Origin of the sequence: Paraburkholderia aromaticivorans, from assembly GCF_002278075.1 — a bacterium.
Taxonomy (GTDB): domain Bacteria; phylum Pseudomonadota; class Gammaproteobacteria; order Burkholderiales; family Burkholderiaceae; genus Paraburkholderia; species Paraburkholderia aromaticivorans.
Genome location: NZ_CP022989.1, coordinates 58,325 through 79,006, shown reverse-complemented (window position 1 = coordinate 79,006; position 20,682 = coordinate 58,325). Strand labels below are relative to the sequence as shown.

Sequence of the window (20,682 nt, the reverse complement as noted above, 5' to 3'; positions counted from 1 at the left end):
GCGCAAGGGCATCGGGTGTAATCATCTATCACTGTCGACCAAGCAGGAGTCTCATACAATGAAACCGGGCACATTATTTACTACGCTTATCCTGATGGCAGGCTTGGGCGCGGCGGCTGAATCGTTCGCGGCGGACGCTGAACGTCAGGCCGAGGTCGCGCAGCGAGGTGCGGAGGTCATGCCGTTCAGCCTCAAGGCCACAACTCACATCTTCACCAAATCGGACGATGGGGGGAGCCAGCGGGTAGTTGCGAAAAGCCCGTCTGATGACCACCAGACCCAGCTGATTCGTAAGCATCTGCGTGAAATCCAGATGCAGTTTCAGCGTGGTGACTTTTCGGGGCCTGCCCGGACTCACGGCGCTGACATGCCCGGATTGGCGCAGCTCAGGGCGGCAAAGCCCGGCCAGATATCGATTACCTACAAGGACATTAAAGGTGGCGGCGAACTTACCTATCGCAGCGACGACCCGAAATTAGTGTCGTCACTTCACGCATGGTTCGACGCGCAGCTGGCGGACCACGGTGCTGACGCGATGGATGGGCATATGCATCATCACCAAGGGATGACGCAGCCATGAGTCCCATGCCGTGGTCCTCTTCGGGGGCTGCCTTGCATCGCAGACACACTGGTAGAAGTCCGGGCGCGTTGATATTCAGAGCGAGAATTCCTCAAAGGCTCTCAACGCATGGGTGGCATACATCATTGATGGGCCGCCTCCCATATAGACCGCAGTGCCGAGCACGTCTTCCAGCTCGGCCCTTGTCGTGCCCAGCTTCACCAGCGTCTGGACGTGAAAGCCGATGCAGTCGTCACAGCGACAGGCAATCGCAATTCCTAACGCGACCAGCTCCCGAGTCTTTCGGTTCAGTGCCCCGTCTTTTGTCCCGGCCGCAGCGAGTTGGCCGAACGCGGTCATCAAGTCAGGCTGTGACGCGCGCATCGCTCGCATCTGAACCGATACCTCGCCTGTCAGGTCTTTGTAGCTGGAAATACTGCTCATGTCCGCTCCTGTAGTTGGCGAGCTTTTAAGGATGGGAGGTCGTCAGTAACCGATTGTTCAGCATGTCTACTTTGTGTTGGCAGGCGGTGGCGCGTCCCGGTATTGCTGCTGCCACATCATGTTGTTCATCATCTCCTGCTGCATCTGCAGGTATTGGTCAGTCATGTATTGACGCTGTCGCAGTTGCTCGGGTGTCAGGCGCGAGTAGTAGCCGCCCATATGCCCCCAGCCCCCCATCATTCCGGGCCCAGCGCCTCCCATCATTCCCGGGCCCATTCCATGACCCATCATCCCCGGGCCCCACATTCCGTGCATGATTGTCATCGCACTTTGCATTGTGGCCCAGTGCTGCTCAAGTAGCTTCTGGCGTTCCTGAGGGTCCTGAGTTTTGCGAATCTGGTCCATCTGCGCCTGCATTGTCTTCATTTGCTCCTGGAGCTGCGCCAGATTCCTGTCGAACTCAGCAGCGCCGGCGGGTGGCGTTTTTGAACTGCTTTGCGGCGCAGCTGTGTCTTTGGAAGCAGCTTGCAGGACGGGGGATGTCAATGCGATACCGACAGCCATCGCAACTAGAAGCTTTTTCATATCTCCTCCCTGTGAACGCGCGACTCGACGACAGAGCGTGTGCCGCCATCGTGCACACAAGGCTACATGTCAGCACCGACCTTCCTTTGACGCTTGTCAACGAAGCAGATGGAGGCGACTTGCAAGCGGGTCGATTCTCCATGCGGGGAAATGCCGTTCCATCGTCTGTGACTTGACCGAGGTCAATGACTCGTCCTTCAGAGGGACGAGCATGAAGGAGTGGACACGGCTGCAGTCTGGCCGGGCCGGCAGATTTCGTAGGTGCGACGATGAGCAAACTTGAAGTGTTTGAACCGGCCATGTGCTGCGCGACCGGTGTCTGCGGCGTCGACGTGGACCCGACCCTTGTTCTGTTCAGTTCAGCGCTGATGTTCGGCGGCTGGCTGAACATGGTGTCGAAGTCGTTCGGCACGGCTTGGGACACGATGCAGCAGCTTTTGCGGCCAATCCGGAAGTGGTCCGCGAGCTGCATGCGGGTATGGACCGCCTGCCCATCGCAACGGTGGATGGCCGGATTATCTCCGTCGGGGTGTATCCGTCGCGTGCCCAGTTGATTCAGAAACTGGGCCTCAAGATTTCCGCCGCCGACAAGCCGCACATCAAGGCAGGAGCCTGCGGTTGCAAGCCAGGCGAATGCTAACCGGCGCACCGATATGACACTTCCTGCCGTTACAACTCGCCATCTCTTTTTCACTGGTAAGGGAGGCGTCGGCAAGACGTCGCTCGCCTGCGCAACAGCGCTGCAACTGGCTGAAAAGGGAAAGACTGTGTTGCTCGTCAGCACCGACCCGGCATCCAATCTCGATGAGGTGCTTGAGACTCAACTTTCCGGGCGGCCGACACCAATCGCCAAGGTTCCAAACCTCCACGCGCTGAACATCGACCCGGAACTCGCAGCGGCCGCCTACCGCGAGCGTATGGTCAGCCCTTATCGAGGCGTGTTGCCCGATGCGGCAATTCGCAGCATGGAGGAGCAGTTTTCCGGTGGCTGCACCGTCGAGATAGCGGCGTTCGACGCCTTTGCCGACCTGTTGGGCGGTAGTATCACCGCGAAGGCATATGACCACGTCATCTTCGATACCGCCCCCACGGGACACACATTGCGTTTGCTGACACTGCCGTCTGCCTGGAGCAACTTTCTGTCGACAAACACAACCGGCAATTCGTGCCTGGGGCCTCTGGCAGGCCTCGAGCAGAACAGGCAACTGTACGCAGCGGCCGTTGCCGAACTGACCAACCACGACCGCACTACCATGGTTCTGGTGACCCGACCGGAGGCATCGGCATTCCGTGAGGCGGAGCGAACCCGTGTCGAACTGGTCGACCTCGGGGTCCGAAACCTTGTGCTCGCCGTCAATGGCGTTTTCAAGGCTGTTTCTTCTGACGATGACATTGCCTGCGCAATGGAAGAACAGCAGGCTGCAGCGATAAAGGCAATGCCGCCGGGGCTCGCAGCACTTGCGCGAAGCGAAACGGGCTTCATCCCCAGGGGATTGGTTGGGCTGACCGCGTTAAATGCGTATTTGCACCCGGAGCAGATTGCTGCGCCCAGGACAGATACCTCGTTGAGCATGAAGTTGCCTGGCGGCCTTTTCCCGCTCATTGACGACCTTGAGAAGGCGGGGCACGGTCTTGTCATGACGATGGGCAAGGGCGGCGTTGGCAAGACGACGGTGGCTGCGGCGATACCACTTGAACTGGCGCAGCGCGGACACGCAGTCCTGCTTTCGACCACTGACCCGGCCGCACATGTGGCGTGGACTCTCCAGGAATCGCTGCTGGGTCTAACCGTGAGTCGCATCGACCCGGAACTGGAAGTCAGCCGCTATCGCGATGAAGTTCTTGCCAAGGCAGGTGCTCAACTCGATGCCTAGGGAAAAGCGATGCTCGAGGAAGACCTGCGCTCGCCGTGTACGGAGGAGATAGCGGTTTTTTTCGCGCATTCGCGCGAACGGTGGATGAGGCCCGAGGCGCTTTCGTGATACTCGACACGGCCCCGACTGGACATACCATCCTGCTGATGGACTCAGCGGAGGCCTATCATCGCGAAGTCATGCGCACCGAGGGTGAAATGCCAGAAGCGGTGCGCCAGCTTCTGGCACGTCTGCGCGACCCCGATTTCACGCGCGTTCTTATTGTGACGCTCGCCGAGGCGACGCCTGTTCATGAGGCGGAGCGACTGCAAGCTGACCTCCGGCGAGCCCAGATTGAACCGTATGCCTGGGTCATTGACCAAAGTCTGCTCGCAAGCGGCACCCACGACCCGGCACTCGCCGAACGAGGGCGCTACGAGGTGCCGTTCATAGAGCGTGTGGTGACGCAGGTCACAAAGAGGGCTGTGCTGTTGCCGTGGCAGGCGACTCCGCCCGTTGGTCTACACGGGCTGGAAGAGCTGGCTCGCGGACATTGACCATAAAGCGGTCGTAGCGGACAGCATGCGCCGGCAGTCGCCGGACCGTGTGTCGGCCCGTGCTCACACGAGCACGAAGCCGTTCAACATATGGCGTATAGATTTCGACTGGCGGAGTCCCGGCATGAAGGCTACTGGGTTGTCACGCTCCCCGTTCGTACCAACGTCGCGACGCGTTGACCACTTTTACAACGGCCAGCATGACCGGCACTTCGATAAGAACACCAACCACAGTCGCCAGTGCTGCTCCCGATTTGAGACCGAAGAGGCTAATCGCCGTCGCGACCGCCAGCTCAAAGAAGTTGGATGCGCCAATCAGGCATGACGGCGCTGCAACATCATGAGACACACCGAGCTTCCGGTTGGCCAGATAGGCGAGTGACGAATTGACGACCACCTGAATCAGGATGGGCACCGCCAGAAGCAGAATGACCAGCGGTTGCGCGATGATTTGCTCGCCTTGGAATGCAAACAGCAGCACCAGCGTCAACAGCAGTGCGGAGATGGAGAACGGTCCGATTTTCGCCAACGCGCTCTGGAAATGCTGGTCGCCCTTTCGAAGCAGAAACTTGCGGAGTATCTGGGCGATGATGACCGGGATGACGATGTAGAGCACCACCGACGTGAGGAGCGTATCCCACGGCACTGTGATGTTGGAAATGCCGAGAAGCAGTCCCACGACCGGAGCAAACGCAAAGACCATAATCAGGTCGTTGAGCGCAACCTGCGACAGCGTGAAATACGGGTCACCCTTGGTGAGTTGACTCCAGACAAAGACCATCGCCGTGCACGGTGCTGCAGCCAAAAGAATCAGACCGGCAACATAACTATCCAGCTGGTCGGCGGGCAACAGCGAAGCGAACGCGTGTCGCACAAAGACCCACGCAAGGAAGGCCATTGTGAATGGTTTGACCGCCCAGTTGATGACGAGCGTCACGCCGATGCCCTTCAACTGACTGCGGACTTTTCCCAGCGAAGCGAAGTCGATGCGAAGCAGCATCGGAATAATCATTACCCAAATCAGAATCCCGACCGGGATGTTGACGTGGGCAAGTTCGAGCGTGGATACAGTATGCACAGCACCGGGCAACAACTTGCCGAGAACGATGCCGGCCACGATGCACAGCGCCACCCACACGGACAGATAGCGTTCGAAGAATCCGATACCGCTGGGCGCCCGGGGAGTGACTTTCGCAGTGGTTTGACTGCCTGCCATCATTACTCTCCCTTCTTGCGCAGCGACGTACCGATGCTCTGCATTTGTTGCTGGATGGCCAACCGGTCTAGTTTTTCGAGCGGAAGGCTCGTGAAAAGCTCTATGCGCTTCTTCATCTGCACGAAGGCCTGCAAGAATGCCTTGCGCTTGTCGTCGTCCGAACCTTCGGCCTTCGACGGGTCTGCCACGCCCCAATGCGCCTTTGCCGGATGGCCCGGCCAAATCGGGCAGACTTCGCCCGCGGCATCGTCACAGACCGTGAAAATGAAGTCCATTTGCGGCGCGCCGTCCTCGGCAAACTCGTCCCAGCTCTTGCTACGCAGCCCTTCCGTCTGAATACCCTGTGAGTTCAGCAGGGCGATTGCATGAGGGTTTGGCGCCGTTCCGGGATGGCTGCCTGCGCTGTAGCCGACAAAACGGTCGCTCGCGAGCTGGTTGAGCGCCGCCTCCGCAAGGATTGAGCGTGCGGAGTTGTGGGTGCAGAGGAATAAGACATTATATTTTCGGTGTTCTGTCACAGACTTCTCCTGGCGACGTTTGGTCTAGGCGGGTTTCAAATTTCTCCATATCTCCAATATAATGGAAACGTTTTGACGCAGCAAGCGCGGGCGCGCTCGGTCGTTCGGCGCTGGCAGCGGTGAAGTCCGGGTTCGACTGTTCCGCCCCGCGCCGGCGGCGCCGCGTTAGAATCGGCAGATAACCTTGAAGACAGAGCCTTATGAAGGAAAAAGAAGCCATCAAAGCTTTGGCCGCGCTCGCACAGCCGACGCGCCTGGCTATTTTTCGCCTGCTCGTCACAGCCGGGCCGGAGGGTCTCAACGTCGGAGTCATCCAGGAGCATCTTGACCTGGCTAGCGCGACGCTGTCCTTCCATCTCAAGGAGCTGACGCATGCTGGCCTGGTAACGTCTCGGCAGGAAGGGCGCTTCGTATACTACGGGCCCGAAATCGAGCACATGAACGACCTGGTTGGCTTTCTGACCGAGAACTGCTGCCAGGGAGTGGACTCGGCTGCATGCAAGCCCACCAGGAAAGTGAAGTGCAAGCCCGTGACCGCATGAACAGGCGCTTAGTGCGGTAAGTCGCGCAGGAGCACACTTGCATCATTCACATAAGTATCCAACTACAACGGCCGCCTCGTACCCTTGGGCGGCCGTTTGCTTTTGTCGCAGCGAATCAGCAGCAGCCGACTTTTTTCTCAATGACAACTGGGATTGAGGTAACCGGGGCACAGCAGGCCCCGCCCGCTTCGGCAGTGGCCGACTGCCTGCTGTCCGCCCCGAACATGGGGATGCCGCTAATCGTGTGGTACGTCTCCCACGGTACGCCCGCTGGGTCCTGCGTCCAGTATTTGTTTGACGATGCGTAGCAGCACTGCGCGCCGGGCTGGTCCTGTACCGCGACGCTGCCAGCGGTGACCTGCTCGCGAAGAGCAGCCAGCTCTTCGTCACTGTCGACCTGAAAGCCCAGATGATTGACACCCGTTTCGCCACCACGCGCAGAAATGGCGAAGTTCATGCGCGGGTCCTCGAGCATCCACTTCGCGTAATCGTCCTTGAGGACGGAAGGCTCCGCGCCGAACATACTGCTGTAGAAACGCACGCTTTCGTCGAGCTTCGGGACAACAACGTGCACGTGAAATCGTTTCATGAAGCCTCCATTTCATCCGATTGAGCCGAGATACCCCGTCCTTTAGGACGGGGAGGAAAGGCGACAGTTCTGCTCTCGCCAAAGGTTTCCAGTATTTAAAGTGCCGCGCTAGACGGGGTTATGCCCGTCAAACGCGCCTTCCGTTTCCGCTTCTATCCAACCGCTGAGCAAGAGCAGCGGTTGGCGCAGCACTTTGGCTGCGTGCGGTTCGTCTATAACCACATGCTCGCCCGTCGCGAGCAGCGCTACAAGGACGGCCTGAAGTCGAGTTACGTTGATGACGCCGCTGCGCTGACCGCGCTCAAACAGACGCCGGGGTGCGTCTGGCTGCGTGAGGTCTCCATCGTCGCCCTGCAAGCGTCGCTTCGACACCTCGAGACGGCATACAAAAATTTCTTTGCCCGGCGGGCAGGCTTCCCGCGCTTCAAGCGCAAGCGAGCCGCGCAGAGCTATTCCCTCATGCGCAACGGCTTCAACCTGCGCGACGGCAAGCTCACGCTCGCGAAGATAGCAGCGCCGCTCGACGTGCGCTGGAGCCGCCAGTTGCCCGGCACGCCCTCGAGCCTGACCGTGTCGCGTGACGCTGCCGGTCGCTACTTCGTCAGCCTACTATGCGACGACGAGGTGGCGCCGCTGCCAGTCTGCGACAAGCTCTTTGCCGCCGACCTTGGCCTGACGCACTTTCTGACCTTTGCGGACGACCAGCCTCCGCTATCTCCGCCGAAGTTCCTCGCCGAGCTGCTGCATCGCGTGCGACGCCTGAGCCGCGCGCTCTCGCGCAAACAACAGGGTTCGAAAAACCGGAACAAGGCCCGGCAACGCCTCGCGCGGCTGCACGCGCGCATCGCCGACTCACGCAAGGATTTCCTGCACAAACTGTCCACCCAGCTCATCCGCGAAAACCAGGCGGTGTTCATGGAGGACCTGTGCATCAAGGGGATGATGCGCAGTCACCTTGCCCGGAGTATCGGCGACGCCGCCTGGAGCGAGCTGCTCAGGCAACTCGCCTATAAGGCGGCATGGTACGGCCGGACCTACTGGCAGGCGGACCGGTTCTTCGCCTCGAGCAAGACCTGTCATGCCTGCGGGTTCAAACACAAGTCGTTGCCGCTGAACATCCGGCAGTGGGCTTGTCCGGCGTGCGGCGAGATACACGACCGCGACAGGAACGCAGCGAGAAATATCCTCAACGCGGGACTTCTTGCAACAGGTACCGCGGGACGCGCGGAACCTTAAGCCTGTGGAGCGGACGGAAGACCTGACGGAGACATCTCCGGCAGGCGGTCCGCAACGAAGCAGGAACCTGACTTGTGAAGGTCAGGAATCCCCGTCCTTCAGGGCGGGCGAACGTCAATTACGCCTCCGTTTCGTTGGTCGCGCAGCCGCATTGCTGTGCCTGCTCCGCCGCGCAACAGTTTTCCATCAGGAAATCCATGAGCGTCTGCATATGGTCATAGCTGGCGCTGTAAATGATGAACCGCCCCTGACTTTTGCCCTCGATGAGCCCTGCGTGCGCAAGCTCCTTGAGGTGGAACGACAGAGTCGGCGCGGGGAGTCCGATTTTTTCGGCGATGGCGCCCGGACTCATACCCGAGCGCCCCGCGGTAACAAGAAGGCGGAAGACTGCGAGGCGGGTCTCATGAGCGAGCGCTGCCAGCGCCTTGACTGCCAGTTTTGAATCGAGGGTTGCCATGACGTGCCTTTACTGGTTGCTCGTCTGCACTTCTTTCCGCGACTGGTCAGCGATTGCCTGGGAGGCCAGGTCGGTCGCTGGGTCCAGCGGGCGGTCTTCCTTCACGCGTTCGCTATACCGGTCGACGAGATAATCGGCGCGGCCGCGAAGCAGCAGCGTGAACTTCACGAGCTCCTCCATGACGTCCACGAGGCGGTCGTAATACGACGATGGCTTCATCCGCCCGTTTTCTTCGAACTCTTCAAACGCCTTGGCCACCGACGACTGGTTGGGGATGGTGAACATGCGCATCCATCGTCCAAGCTGCCGCAGCTGGTTGACCGAGTTAAACGACTGTGAACCGCCGCTGACCTGCATGACCGCAAGCGTGCGCCCCTGTGTTGGGCGGATGCCGCCGCTGACGAGCGGCAGGTGGTCAATCTGCGTCTTTATCAGACCGGTGATGGTGCCGTGGCGCTCAGGGCTACACCACACGTGTCCTTCGGACCACAGCGACAACTCGAGCAACTCTTTTACTTTCGGATGGTTTTTCACGTCCGTATCGTCGGCATGCGGCAGACCGCGCGGGTCGAAAATCCGCGTTTGAGCGCCGAACGTCTCCAGCAGGCGCGCGGCTTCTTCGACTAGCAGCCGCGAATACGACCGTTCACGCAGCGAGCCGTATAGCAGCAGAATTCTCACCGGGGGCTGCCCGTCCATGCCGAGGCGTGCGGCAATATCTGTGTCGAAAAATTCTGTCCTGGCGGCCGGAAAGCTGTGGTCGCCCTTGATTGCATCAACGGTCATCTCATTACCTTGCTATTTGACGTTTCTGACTGCACCCGATGTTCGCCGCCTCAACCCGGCATTGCTGCCAGCTGAGGAGCAAGCGTCATCGTTTCGTGCTTTGCATTCTAGGACATTTCCGCTATTCTGGAAATGTGAAATTTTAGGGAGCTGTCATGGACCGCGAAGACCTCTTGTCGACTGGACCTTCCTTGTCGGCAGCGGATGGGTGGCACTGCGGCTCGATGCAGGCGTTGGTCCTGCTGAAGGCAGAGCGACCAGCGGCCAGCGACGCGATACGGCGTTCCGACGGCTCGGCCGCGACACGGTCCTGGCGTGCGTCGCTTTCGACAGACGTCGCAAGAGCGTTCGAGTTGCAGACCGGTTACGCGACGTCAGCGATTGCGCTGACGGGCGCGCTCGACGAGACGCTCGAGCGGGCGCGATTTCTCGGGACTGGCGGGTCGTCGGCTGCTGTCGTTGTCCTGGATGCGAAGTCCTTGGGTCGTTTCTGGCCGTGATGTGACTAGATGACTCCGTTGCTGCGGACACGCAATAGGGTCGCCGACGAAGGGTTGAAGCTTTTCGTCGCGTTGACGACCCACGAAAAAAGGAGCGGCGTCGTCGGCGTGTCCGCACACCCGAGAGAAGCGCTCGTCGCGCTACGCACACGAGGGTATTGCGAACGCGAAGGAATCGGTTTTCTTGGCAAGGTACAGACAGACCAGCGGATAGTTGGACCGCGCAACGCCTGCCCACCGCCAGAGCGGGTCGGCCGCACCATCGCCGACAGACTTGCTTCGCGAAGGTTCTTTTGCTGCGACTCCTTTTGCATCGGCGCTGCCGACGTTTAACCGACTGACCCAACGAGAGGAAACAATTGAGCACGACGTCGAATCAGGACGAGAGCGCACGCTACGAGACCGCGCAGACGGACAGTCGCGACAGGCTTGTGACCTGGGCACTGGCGGTGGCTCAACTCGTATCCTGGGGCTCTGTCTATTACTCCTTTTCGCTGCTGGTTGTGCCTATGGAGCAAGCCATGGGCTGGAGCCGGACGGCGATGAACGGCGCGCTTTCCGTGGGGTTGCTGGTTTCAGGATTCGCGGCCTATCCCATTGGGCGCTGGATTGACCATGGACTGGGGCGCCGGGTCATGGCCCTCGGCTCGGTCATCGCCGCGGCGATGCTGCTACTCTGGGCCGAGGCTCAATCGTTGACGATGTTGTTCGTCGTGTGGATTGGCCTTGGCGTTTCCATGGCGGCCACATTTTATGACCCGGTATTTGCGGTAGTGACCCACCGCTATCCGCGAAGCTTCCGTACCAAAATCACGCTCATCACTTTGGTCGCCGGATTCGCCAGCACGGTTTTTATTCCGTTGACCCAGTTCCTCATTGGCGCGGTCGGATGGCGCATGTCACTTGTTGTTCTCGCTGCACTGAACATTCTCATCTGCCTTCCTGTTCACATGGCGGCAATCCGTTCGTCGAGGATTGCCGCTGAAGCACGGCCGGCGAGTGGCGATGTAAAAAGGGCGAACAATGCGGCTACACGTCGTGCTGTTCATTCGCCAATTTTCTGGGCGCTCGCCATCTGCTTTACGGCCTACTATGCGACATTCGCGGCACTCACTTTCCATCTTGTGCCGCTCATGGTTGAGCGCGGCGTGTCGAACGCTGTCCTGGTTACAACCATGGCGCTCATTGGCCCAGCTCAGGTCGCCTCGCGAGCGGTGTGGTTCACTTTCGGTCGAACCGTTCACGTGAGTACGGTCGGCATCATCGTCGTAACGCTCTTTCCCCTGTCGACCCTTGTCCTGATAGGCGCGGGCCAGTCCGCCGCGCTGCTGTGGTTGTTTGCGCTTTGCTACGGCGCCGCGAATGGCATGATGACCATCCTCCGCGGCACCATCGTCCAGGACCTGATGTGGACGGAGGGGTATGGCGCGGTCAGCGGTATGCTTTCCTTTCCGTCGAACGTCGCGAAGGGAATCGCGCCGATTGCCGCTGCCAGCATCTGGAGCTTCACGCATGGCTATGTGACGGTTGAATGGACGGTCTTTCTCGTCTCGATACTGTCTGCAATTGCGTTCTGTGTGGCTGTTCGGGTCAGCCGTCACATGACAACTGGAGCCGCCTGACTTCGCTTCCAAAATCACCCACGATAACTCGACTATGATGATACGTGCTGCACGAAACGAAGACCTTGATGCCATCAAAGTATTGCTCGCGGAAAACGGGTTGCCGGCTTCCGATGTAACTCCCGACCTGTTGCGCAGTTTTGCTGTCGCAGAAAATGCCGCTGGTTCAGTTGTCGGCAGCGTTGGCCTGGAGCGGTTTGGAACCGATGCGTTGCTGCGGTCGCTGGCGGTAGCGAAGCTTGCTCGCAATTGTCGTTTGGGTGGCGACTTGGTGGCTCACGCCGAAGACCTCGCGCGAGCCTCAGGCGTTGGCGAGCTTTGGTTGCTCACCACGACTGCTGCAGACTTCTTTCCGAGGGTCGCCTATGCACGTGTCGACCGAGGCACCGCGCCTGCAGAGTTGCAGGGGAGTACGCAATTTTCACAGTTGTGCCCGGCGAGCGCTGTCTGCTTCAAGAAGGCACTTTGACGTTTATCCTTACGGAAGCGAGGAGCGTTTGACTTCCCGCCTAGTTAAGCGGCCGCGAACAGCGCCCACCGCTCTCTAGGTAAATCCCGGTGCCCGCGCGACTTGGGTTACGCCCGCGATGCTTGCCATTCTAAAAAGCACTGCGCCCGCGAGGCACCTCGGCGACGTACAAATACTCAGAATGGTCCCCCATCCCCGGCAGCTTAATCTCGTGCGAGCTTTGGGGAGTTCCATCGTGTATTACAGCACGCTACCGAGGCCGGCTGACAACTGAATGCGCTTTCTCTGCGAAGGATGGCCCGAAATGAGGCTTCCTCAGGCGGTCGGGTTGCCGCGTCAGGAATACTGGGACATGCTGACCGGCGCCCGGCCGCACTTTTGAGGAGCGCGATAGTGCGGCGCTGGAGCAGTGCCGGGGACCTAAAATGAGCCCCCGGTAAAAGTTAAAACATCATTCGCTAGATGTCTTTTTACTTCTTCATCGACATGAAGAGTCCTTTAAGACACAAAGCCATAAGTGGATGGAAGTCTTTTTAGCTCACGGGTCTGACCTACCCGTGAGTGTCAACCCATGCGCGAGCCCACGCCATACCGATGGCGCGCGCCTCTCCCTCGGGTCCGCATGTCGCAAGCACGCCTGAACCTTCAATGAATTTCCGGCCAGACGTTATTGCCGCTAGCGGCGTAGCCTCCATTCTGCGGGATAGCATGCCCCACACTTCGTATCCGTTGTATAACTCCGGTTCCGTTTTTTGCTTGTGCCTCAGCTCAGTTGCTCGATTCTCGTGCAATGTCTGCACCGGCACTTATTGACGCTCAACGTTGCATCGGTCTCACCACTCCTTCGTGGTTTTGCTCAGGAACGTTCCAACCATTCCCACGCCAAGTCCGAATGAAGCGGTGGCTAAGCCGCCCGATGGAATCTCGGACCCGGCGTCAGCCGCTATAAGCGCTACGCCACCGAATCCCAAGGCAATCAGTTCCCATCGATTTCGGTTCTTCGCATCCTGCAAAAAGGCCGACGCCTGCGCGCTCGCCTTGCAGACAACATCCCGTGTGTCGGTGATGTCTCGTTCAATAAGAGTGGGGTCTGGCTTGTCAGTTATGTCCTTCCGGAAGTCGTATGCTCTATGGAGGACCTGTTTGGCAGCATCGTCGCTCACGCCAATTTGTTTCAGCGCGCCTGACTCCGAGTCGACAAAACTTCCGGCGAAAGTACGCGCTGCTTGGAGCGCTTCGCGCTGTTCAGTGCCTCCGGATTTTCCGACTTTGTTGTGGAGCGCCTTTTTGAAAGATTGGTCGTCGCTCAAGCGTTTTAGTGCGGTGCATCCTTGCGAATAAGCTTTCGCAACTTCATCTTGGCTGGAATTGCCGTTCAAGGAGTAGATGGTATTTGTCGCGTCTCCTAAGTAGCTGAGACTGGACTCGGCATGAGTTGTTGATATGAGCGACGATGCCGACACGGCGACGAGCGTAGCAACCGTTCTCCGAGCACAGTACATGGGCACCTCCGATTCACGGGACGAGCACCACGCGAAAAATGCGACACGGACGGCGGTACCCGAGTCCGTTATAGATTGATGACCCTAATTGTGCAAGGCGAGTTCTACGCAAACCGAAGCGCGGTTGCCGCGACCTCCGCGCTAGCCGTGACTATCTACCCACGCCCGACACCACGAAAGGCCTACCAACTCTGCTTCTTCGTCACTATCAAAAGCGTCGAGTACCCCGGATACCTCGACGACCTTGGTGTCGCGCGTGACCGTGCCGCTTCCTGCGAATTTCGCCGGCTGTGGGATGCCTTCCTGCTGCAAGATGGCATGACCCCACAGCGTGTATCCACGGTATTTCTCAGTTTGCATCTGCTGACCTCGAAGGACCTCTGAACCGATTCTTCCCTGTGATTGCCCGAGTTCTCGCGATTCGGCAAGCAGCTACTGCTTGAGGCGTTGAGTCTCGACTCCGGCCATCTTCAATGTGGCGTCAATCATCTTCAGCTCCTGGCCGAAATCGAGCGGCCATTTCTCGCCGTCGCATCGCACGGTCATGCCGTTATGCATCGAAATAAGATGACGCGCCTTATACAGGGCATCCACAAGCTTCGATTCGCGTTCGGCCTCCCGAACCCATTCGTCTGCTCTCATGGTGGAATCTCCTCTGAGCAATGGAAGCAGGACATGAGGCCGAGCGATGGATGACGCACGGCCGTCGTTCCTCAAATAAAAGTGACAGTTCATGCCTACGAATTTGCGTGTACGATACTGTATAAATATACAGGTTTTTTGTTGCCATATGTCCACCGCTACCGTCACGGCCGAAGAGATACACCCGTCCTTGTGGCGTGCGTCCCAGCTCGCGCGTGGCCGTGGGCGGGTCGTTGAGACCGGCTATCCCGCGCTGTCGGCCGAGCTCCCCGGCGGGGGCTGGCCAGTCGGTGCGCTCATCGACCTGTTGGTGCAGCAGGCCGGGGTCGGTGAATTACGACTGTTGCGCCCGGCACTCAGTGGTTCGGGCAACCGCCCTGTGGCGTTTGTGCAGCCGCCGCACACCCCGGACGGGCTTGGACTCAGCTACATCGGACTTCCCATTGACCAGGTGTTGCGGGTGAAAGCGCAGAAGACCGCCGATGCGCTCTGGTCGGCGGAGCAGATTCTGCGGGCAGGCAGTTGCGGTGCGCTCATCTTCTGGGCGCAATACGCGCAGGCCTCTTCGCTGCGGCGTCTGCATTTAGCGGCGCAGTCATCCGAAACACTTTTCGTGATGGTCAGGCCTCTGGCGGCCGCACAGGATTCGTCGCCCGCCCTGTTGCGGCTTGCTTTAAGACCATCCGCCGGCGGTTTGACCGTCGACATCGTGAAACGACGAGGGCCCGCGCGCGCAGAGCCTCTGTCGATTCCCCTTCAACCCACTCCTGTATTGCTTTCCCGACATGCGCGTCTTTCTCGCCGTCCACTTGCCGAAGTTGCCGCTCGAGGTGTTCCGACCGAAGTGGTCATCTGAGCCCGCGCACGGAAGTGCCGTACTGGAGAAAGACAAGGTGGTCATTACAGACAGCACGGCTCGCGCGGCTGGCGTGCGCCTCGGGATGAAGCGCGGCGGAGTGCTGACACTGTCGCCCGAAACGGAAATGCATGAACGCGATGCTGCAAGGGAAGCAGCCGCACAGCGCGAGGTGGGTGTTGCCCTGATGCGCTTCTCGCCTGAAGTCGCCTTGCTTGACGAAGCGACCGTCGTAGTTGAGGTTGGTGCAAGTCTTCGGCTCTTTGGCGGGTTGCTCGCATTGTGTCGGGAAGTAAAGAATGTTCTAGGAACGCTCGGGCTTACTGCGCGCATCAGCGCTGCGCCCACCGGCCAAGGTGGATGGCTGCTCGCGAAGTTCGGAAACCGCCGCGTGCTCAAGCTTGCATCGCTCGAGCAACGACTGGCCGCATTACCAATGCTGGCCGTTCCGGAAGTTCGTCCGTTCGGAGACTGGTTGTCCGGACTTGGCTGCGAGACCATTGCTGACATCAGGCGTTTGCCACGCGCCGGCCTGCAGCGGCGATGTGGTGAACATCTGCTCGACTCGCTCGACCGTGCATTTGGCACCGCGCCCGAACTCTTTGACTGGCTAGAACTACCGCCGACTTTCTCCGCACGTATCGAAATGCCGGACCGGCTTGAGGATGCGGACGGCGCAGTCTTCGGTGCCCATCGACTCATCGTGCAACTGTGCGGCTGGCTTTGCGCCAAGCAGCTGGCTGTCACGTCTATAAGGCTGCTGCTCGAACATGAACGCGGGCGCGCCGCTATCGAGCCGACAACCATCGACGTCGCGCTGGGCGAGCCGACCTGGAAAGAGGAACATCTCGTGAGGCTGCTCAAGGAGCGGCTGCACCGGATTGAGCTGGCTGCACCGGTCATCGCGCTGCGACTCGATGCTTCCAAAGTCGAGTCCGCAGCACCGGCGTCTGACACGCTATTCCCGGAACCGGGAGGTTCAAAGGAAGACCACGCACGTCTTCTTGAGCTGCTAGTTGCGCGACTCGGAGAGGATAACGTTCTTCGCCCCGCACCGACTGCCGACCATCGCCCGGAGGTCGCCAACCGCTGGGTGCCGGCGACGCTCAAGTCAAAGCAGGAACCACTTCCGCTCGGTCTGCCAAGACCCACCTGGATGCTGGACAGTCCGGTGCGGCTGCTTATGCGTCAGCATCGTCCCTTCTATGGGTCTCCGCTGCGGATGGTGTCGCCCGGTGAACGTATCGAAGCTGGCTGGTTCGATGGCGAGCTCGTAACGCGCGACTATTTCGTGGCGCAGGCGGACGACCAGAGCCGCTACTGGATATATCGTGAGCGTGTGAGCAGCCGCGACGCGGAGGAAGAGCAGCGGTGGTTCCTTCACGGACTCTTCGGCTGATGCACGATGGACACAACGTTCAACGTGCTGCCGGCTTATGCCGAGCTTTTCTGCCTCTCGAATTTCAGCTTCCTGCATGGCGCTTCGCATGCCGAGGAACTGTCTGAGCGCGCGGCACAGCTTGGTTATTCGGCACTCGCTATCACGGACGAATGTTCGCTAGCTGGTGTGGTGCGTGCGCACGTCGCAGCGAAGGAAGCAAAGCTGCCGTTTATCGTCGGCTCGTTCTTCCGCCTCGTCAATGCCGACGGCTCCCCCGCGTTCGGACTCATCCTGCTCGCCAGGAACCGCGAGGGATACGGAAACCTGTCTGAACTGATTACGCTCGCCCGCACCAGGGCAACCAAGGGCGAATATCGGCTTACACCACAGGACCTCTCGCGTCCCGAGAAGGAATATCGGCACCTTCGCGGGATGCCGGACTGCCTCGCCATTCTTGTACCGGATTTCCCGGCCAACGAGGATGTCCTTGCTGCACAGGTCGAGTGGCTCGACGATACATTTACTGGCCGCGCCTGGGTAGGGTTGGTGCTTCATCAACGCGCCATGGACGACATCCATCGCGGCTCGGTCGAGTTCATCGCGCGTACTCAGGACCTCCCCGTGGTGGCGCTGGGGCATGTCGTTATGCATGTGCGCTCGCGCAAGCCACTGCAAGACACGATGACCGCCATCCGGGTCGGCAGGCCAGTACACGAATGCGGTTACGACCTTGCACCAAACGCCGAACAGCATCTCCGTTCGCGACTCCGCCTCGCGAACCTGTATCCAGCCGAAGCGCTCGCGGCGACCGTCGATATCGCCAGTCGCTGCACATTCTCGCTCGATGAACTGCGATACGAGTACCCGGATGAACTGGTGCCAGCCGGCTTTACGCCGGGCGCTTATCTGCGTCAGGAGACGTATATCGGAGCACAGCGGCGTTTTCCTTCGGGCATTCCGCATAAAGTCCAGGGGCAGATTGAGCATGAGCTTGAGCTCATAGCCGACCTGCAGTACGAACCGTACTTTCTCACGTACGGATTAGATAGAGCTATGGACGCCGCATAGTACTTTTTCATGCCATGGACATGTCACGGGCGCGATGTAGCCTATTACCTTCATGAAATCTTGAAAACGTGCTTGCTTGGCTGTGAGGAGATGGCTGCAGCGCAAGCGCGGCAATCGAAGAGAGAAGATCATGGCAAGACTTGAGTCTATCCGCTTCATGCCGCATCGATCAGCAATACTAAACAGTCGCGTGGTATGGACGCCCGTTACTCGAGGCAAAGTAATTGACGCCTTGCCCCAGATATTCTGGGGGAATGGCATGCCATGGCGAGAAGCAAACTTATGGGCGTTGGAGCGAGCAGCTAGCGCAGAGGTCGATATCCGGACCGTGCAGACAAGCGCAACGTCGTTGTATGCCTATGCGAAGTGGCTCGAAGAAACAGAAACAGAATGGTGGGATTTTCCGCCTCGCAAGGCGGACCGCTGCCTTGTTCGGTATCGCGGTGCTCTGATCGAAGCCCGGGCCAACGGAGAACTTGCTCCATCCACCGCTTCACAGCGGATGCGCGTGGTTGTCAGCTTCTATCGATGGCTCAAGGCCAGAGGGTTGCTTTCTTCAACCTTGCCAACCTGGCAGGAACGCATCGTCGGCATTCGCCTTGTGGATCCAATAGGATTCGAGCGCACCATAGCCGTCAACACAACCGATCTAAGTATTCCCAACCGTGCAGCGGTCGGTGAGCGCCTGGAGGATGGCCTGCTTCCGATCACCGCGGCAGATCGGGATGCTGTGCTCGCCTTCGCGCGTGACAATGCATCGGAAGAGCTCTTCCTCATGCTGACTCTTGGGTTCTTCACTGGCATGCGGCTCGGATCGCTTACCGACCTTAAAGTGAGGACTCTCTCCAACGCAGCGCCGGATCCGTCGATAGCCGGGCTTTTCAGGTTGGCGGTTGGTCCAGGCGCCGATCCACCGGTCGCAACCAAATTCGGCGTGACCGGGCAGATCTGGATTACGCGAACGCATCTCGATCGGCTCGAAGAGTACGTCCACAGCGTTCGTCGTCTGGAGCGTGAGGCTAAGGCAATGCCCCAGCATAGGGATCTCGTTTTCTTGTCACGATTCGGTAACCCCTACGCGCAGCGGGGCTCAGACAAGAGCGTCGCGATGAATGTTGAAATGCACGCGTTCAAGAAACTGGCCGTAGCCAATGGGCTGGCCGCGATGCGCGGTTTTCGCTTCCACCAGAGCCGCAGCACCTTTGCAACTGAACTGGCCCGAATCGCCATCAGAGCTGGGGGTGCCGTCAACGCAATCGCGATGGTCAAGGAAGCCCTACTGCACAAGCATGAGGCAACCTCACTCAAATACATCAGGTTTGTTGAGAAGGCTCCCGCCAAGGAGGATGTAGCCAACGCATTCACTCGCGAGTTTCTTGGATTGCTGTCTCGTCGCGAAAGCACAGCAGATGACTGATCAGTACATCCCCGATCTAACATTTCCCACCGTGAGGTACGGCGGAATGGAGACCCCCTGGGACCTTCGTCCCCTGCTCTATCGAGGTGGAGCTTCGACTGACATACGTAAGGTTCTCCAAGTGATCGCTGGGGGCGCTCTCGGGCCGCCAATTTTGGATCGTTTAACGCTGGTTACAAAACTGCATGACGTGCTTGCGGGAAATCTCGCGGCCGGGGGCAGCCGATATACCGCCCGAATAGCCATAGCACATATCCGGAGCTTTTATGCGTGGGTGGACGAATCGAATCGCTCACCGACGCTGGCCACGGTGGAGACAGATTTCCTAGAGTGGACGAATCATCTGACGCACCGCCAACGAGTCGTCGGTGACCTGACGGCTGTCGGCGTGTATAACCTCTCACGCCACCTGGCAAGACTGCTCGATGAGGTACTGGGTTTAAAAATTGGCTTGCTTCGCAGGACGCGCGTCGATTTTGTTCCATCAAGAAAAAGAGTACTGAGCACCAAGGCTGACAAGCAAAACTCGGCCGATACCCTCGCATTTGGTCATGCGTTGCTCGACATCAGCGATGCGCTCACCGTGGATTCGATTCGTGGCAAGCTGCCGGTCTTGATCCGATTCCGGAGTGGGAAGCAGATCGAAGAATGGTCTGGGCTTCAGCCCGACCATAAGCTGAAGGCACTGGTCGCCCCGACGACACCCCCATCACTCAAGGAGAAAGTAATCAATAGGCGTGCCAAATGGGAATCGGATACTTCCTTACGGACCAAACGCCCCCTAATCAATCTACGAATCGAAGCTGAGCTACTGATTTTCATTGCGCAGACTGGCATGAATCTGTCGCAGGCTCACAAACTTGACATCGGACGCTTCTCGTATCAGAGCCATCTCGATGGCTACTTGGTTCGGCGAGTCTACAAGGACCGCAGGCAAGGTGAAGTGGAGTTCGAGATCTACAGCGAGTACCGGACATTATTCGAGCGGTATCTGGCGTGGCACAGAGCAATCTTTCAGGACGGCGGCAATGGCCTACTGTTTCCGCTGTCATCGCGACAACAACGCGCACGTGATGTCTCACCGCCGCTAAGGGCAATACGAGTGAGATGTGCTCTGCTGAAGATTCCTTTTGTTGGGCCTCGGTCTCTGCGTAGCGCGCGCGTCAACTGGCTGATGCGACGCTCTCGCGATCCCGCGCTTACGGCCGAGATGAATCAACACACAACGCAAACGCTGCTGCGCGACTATATCCGACCACATCATCAGGCCGCGATTGTGGAAATCAGCCGCTTTCATTCCACTACCGATCCGGCAATTGCCTCACCTGGTCCCGGAGTGTGCGCGGAGGGTCGTCCCCAACTCATCCCGGATGCCTCGGCCGGAGCCCCACGCCCCGATTGCATAAGCCCCGCAGGATGCCTGTTCTGCATCCATCAGCGCGACATCGATAGCGAAGACCACGCGTGGTCCCTCGCGAGCTATCGCCACTATAAATCCTTGGAGCTTGCAATGTACCGTCCGCCAAGAAAATCTGGCGTGCCACATCCAGTAATAGCAGTCCTGGATCGCATTACCGACAAACTTGAATGCTTTAAGGCAAGCAGTGAGAATCGATCTCTTTGGGTCAGCGAGGCGATAGCGCGCGTCGAGGAAGGTGAATTTCACCCGAAATGGGACGGGTTCATCCAACTTGTGGAGGCCCGTCAGTGAATGTTGCTTTGCCAGACCTCAGCCTCAACATTGACTCACCGCTAGTGACGCGATCGGCAGGCAACTTTCAACCGCCCACTTGGCCGCCACCGCTGGACTTCCCGGTGACGATCGATAAGCACGGGACAATCATTAGTCGATATAGGGATGCCAAATGGAACCTCGCGCCGTG

21 protein-coding genes and 3 pseudogenes are annotated in these 20,682 nt (G+C 58.9%); 14 read left to right on the top strand and 10 right to left on the bottom strand.

Annotated elements, in window-relative coordinates; all coding sequences use genetic code 11:
- Positions 1-58 precede the first annotated feature (58 nt).
- Complete coding sequence (locus CJU94_RS00330; RefSeq protein ID WP_095417063.1) at positions 59-580, top strand: aspartate carbamoyltransferase; 522 nt, start codon at positions 59-61, stop codon at positions 578-580.
- A 75-nt stretch (positions 581-655) separates the two neighbouring features.
- On the opposite strand, the gene CJU94_RS00325 is transcribed toward CJU94_RS00330, so the two are convergent.
- Both CJU94_RS00325 and CJU94_RS00320 read right to left on the bottom strand, forming a co-directional pair.
- Entirely contained in the window at positions 656-1,003 is a 348-nt protein-coding gene (locus tag CJU94_RS00325; RefSeq protein WP_095417062.1) for a carboxymuconolactone decarboxylase family protein, read from the bottom strand.
- A gap of 66 nt (positions 1,004-1,069) precedes the next feature.
- Complete coding sequence (locus CJU94_RS00320) at positions 1,070-1,588, bottom strand: hypothetical protein (protein WP_095417061.1); 519 nt, start codon at positions 1,586-1,588, stop codon at positions 1,070-1,072.
- A gap of 269 nt (positions 1,589-1,857) precedes the next feature.
- Between CJU94_RS00320 and CJU94_RS42475 the strand changes: the two are divergent.
- The 3 genes and pseudogenes from CJU94_RS42475 to arsA all read left to right on the top strand — a co-directional run.
- Positions 1,858-1,911 (top strand): annotated as a pseudogene (locus tag CJU94_RS42475) (arsenic metallochaperone ArsD family protein); the annotation flags it as partial.
- Positions 1,890-2,228: an arsenic metallochaperone ArsD family protein gene (locus CJU94_RS00315; RefSeq protein ID WP_244220890.1), complete on the top strand. Its 339-nt coding sequence runs from the start codon at positions 1,890-1,892 to the stop codon at positions 2,226-2,228. The pseudogene CJU94_RS42475 and the gene CJU94_RS00315, both read left to right, overlap by 22 nt.
- A gap of 13 nt (positions 2,229-2,241) precedes the next feature.
- Positions 2,242-3,998: pseudogene (arsA, locus tag CJU94_RS00310) on the top strand (arsenical pump-driving ATPase).
- Between the two features lie 142 nt (positions 3,999-4,140).
- Here the strand turns inward: arsA and arsB are convergent.
- Together arsB and CJU94_RS00300 are read right to left on the bottom strand one after the other, a co-directional pair.
- Entirely contained in the window at positions 4,141-5,214 is a 1,074-nt protein-coding gene (gene arsB / locus CJU94_RS00305) for an ACR3 family arsenite efflux transporter (RefSeq protein ID WP_095417060.1), read from the bottom strand.
- Positions 5,215-5,216: 2 nt separating this feature from the next.
- A complete protein-coding gene (locus CJU94_RS00300) occupies positions 5,217-5,732 on the bottom strand; it encodes an arsenate reductase ArsC (RefSeq protein WP_095417059.1) in 516 nt (171 codons plus the stop codon).
- Positions 5,733-5,932: 200 nt separating this feature from the next.
- Here CJU94_RS00300 and CJU94_RS00295 point away from each other — a divergent pair, with 200 nt between their 5' ends.
- Positions 5,933-6,274 carry an ArsR/SmtB family transcription factor gene (locus CJU94_RS00295; protein WP_095417058.1) on the top strand — a complete coding sequence of 114 codons (342 nt, stop codon included), beginning with the start codon at positions 5,933-5,935 and terminating at the stop codon, positions 6,272-6,274.
- Positions 6,275-6,389: 115 nt separating this feature from the next.
- On the opposite strand, the gene CJU94_RS00290 is transcribed toward CJU94_RS00295, so the two are convergent.
- On the bottom strand, positions 6,390-6,863 hold the full coding sequence (locus CJU94_RS00290; RefSeq protein WP_095417057.1) for an ArsI/CadI family heavy metal resistance metalloenzyme: 474 nt from the start codon (positions 6,861-6,863) through the stop codon (positions 6,390-6,392).
- Positions 6,864-6,983: 120 nt separating this feature from the next.
- On the opposite strand from CJU94_RS00290, the gene CJU94_RS00285 reads away from it, so the two are divergent.
- Positions 6,984-8,099 carry an RNA-guided endonuclease TnpB family protein gene (locus tag CJU94_RS00285; RefSeq protein ID WP_095417056.1) on the top strand — a complete coding sequence of 372 codons (1,116 nt, stop codon included), beginning with the start codon at positions 6,984-6,986 and terminating at the stop codon, positions 8,097-8,099.
- Between the two features lie 118 nt (positions 8,100-8,217).
- On the opposite strand, the gene CJU94_RS00280 is transcribed toward CJU94_RS00285, so the two are convergent.
- Together CJU94_RS00280 and arsH are read right to left on the bottom strand one after the other, a co-directional pair.
- Complete coding sequence (locus tag CJU94_RS00280; RefSeq protein ID WP_095417055.1) at positions 8,218-8,556, bottom strand: ArsR/SmtB family transcription factor; 339 nt, start codon at positions 8,554-8,556, stop codon at positions 8,218-8,220.
- 9 nt (positions 8,557-8,565) lie between these two features.
- Positions 8,566-9,342, bottom strand: coding sequence for an arsenical resistance protein ArsH (gene arsH, locus CJU94_RS00275; RefSeq protein ID WP_157763692.1), 777 nt, complete (start codon positions 9,340-9,342; stop codon positions 8,566-8,568).
- Between the two features lie 155 nt (positions 9,343-9,497).
- Here arsH and CJU94_RS00270 point away from each other — a divergent pair, with 155 nt between their 5' ends.
- The 3 genes from CJU94_RS00270 to arsN2 all read left to right on the top strand — a co-directional run bounded on the left by CJU94_RS00270 (position 9,498) and on the right by arsN2 (position 11,933).
- Positions 9,498-9,842: a hypothetical protein gene (locus CJU94_RS00270; RefSeq protein WP_095417054.1), complete on the top strand. Its 345-nt coding sequence runs from the start codon at positions 9,498-9,500 to the stop codon at positions 9,840-9,842.
- Positions 9,843-10,201: 359 nt separating this feature from the next.
- A complete protein-coding gene (locus CJU94_RS00265; protein ID WP_095417053.1) occupies positions 10,202-11,464 on the top strand; it encodes an MFS transporter in 1,263 nt (420 codons plus the stop codon).
- Positions 11,465-11,498: 34 nt separating this feature from the next.
- Complete coding sequence (gene arsN2 / locus CJU94_RS00260) at positions 11,499-11,933, top strand: arsenic resistance N-acetyltransferase ArsN2 (RefSeq protein WP_095417052.1); 435 nt, start codon at positions 11,499-11,501, stop codon at positions 11,931-11,933.
- 833 nt (positions 11,934-12,766) lie between these two features.
- Here the strand turns inward: arsN2 and CJU94_RS00255 are convergent.
- The 3 genes from CJU94_RS00255 to CJU94_RS00245 all read right to left on the bottom strand — a co-directional run bounded on the left by CJU94_RS00255 (position 12,767) and on the right by CJU94_RS00245 (position 14,077).
- Positions 12,767-13,312, bottom strand: coding sequence for a hypothetical protein (locus tag CJU94_RS00255; RefSeq protein ID WP_157763691.1), 546 nt, complete (start codon positions 13,310-13,312; stop codon positions 12,767-12,769).
- A 264-nt stretch (positions 13,313-13,576) separates the two neighbouring features.
- Positions 13,577-13,795, bottom strand: coding sequence for a hypothetical protein (locus tag CJU94_RS41630; protein ID WP_095417050.1), 219 nt, complete (start codon positions 13,793-13,795; stop codon positions 13,577-13,579).
- A gap of 72 nt (positions 13,796-13,867) precedes the next feature.
- Entirely contained in the window at positions 13,868-14,077 is a 210-nt protein-coding gene (locus tag CJU94_RS00245; RefSeq protein ID WP_095417049.1) for a hypothetical protein, read from the bottom strand.
- 148 nt (positions 14,078-14,225) lie between these two features.
- Here CJU94_RS00245 and imuA point away from each other — a divergent pair, with 148 nt between their 5' ends.
- The 5 genes and pseudogenes from imuA (at position 14,226) to CJU94_RS00220 (ending at position 20,510) form a co-directional block, all read left to right on the top strand.
- The gene (imuA, locus tag CJU94_RS00240; protein WP_095417048.1) at positions 14,226-14,933 is read left to right on the top strand and encodes a translesion DNA synthesis-associated protein ImuA; all 708 of its coding nucleotides are present in this window, start codon (positions 14,226-14,228) and stop codon (positions 14,931-14,933) included.
- Entirely contained in the window at positions 14,863-16,332 is a 1,470-nt protein-coding gene (locus CJU94_RS00235) for a Y-family DNA polymerase (RefSeq protein WP_157763689.1), read from the top strand. Before imuA ends, CJU94_RS00235 begins: the two co-directional genes overlap by 71 nt.
- A gap of 6 nt (positions 16,333-16,338) precedes the next feature.
- Positions 16,339-17,349, top strand: a pseudogene (locus tag CJU94_RS00230) (PHP domain-containing protein); the annotation flags it as partial.
- Between the two features lie 163 nt (positions 17,350-17,512).
- Positions 17,513-18,799: a site-specific integrase gene (locus CJU94_RS00225; RefSeq protein WP_095417047.1), complete on the top strand. Its 1,287-nt coding sequence runs from the start codon at positions 17,513-17,515 to the stop codon at positions 18,797-18,799.
- Between the two features lie 154 nt (positions 18,800-18,953).
- Positions 18,954-20,510, top strand: coding sequence for a site-specific integrase (locus CJU94_RS00220; RefSeq protein WP_244220889.1), 1,557 nt, complete (start codon positions 18,954-18,956; stop codon positions 20,508-20,510).
- Positions 20,511-20,682: the final 172 nt, after the last annotated feature.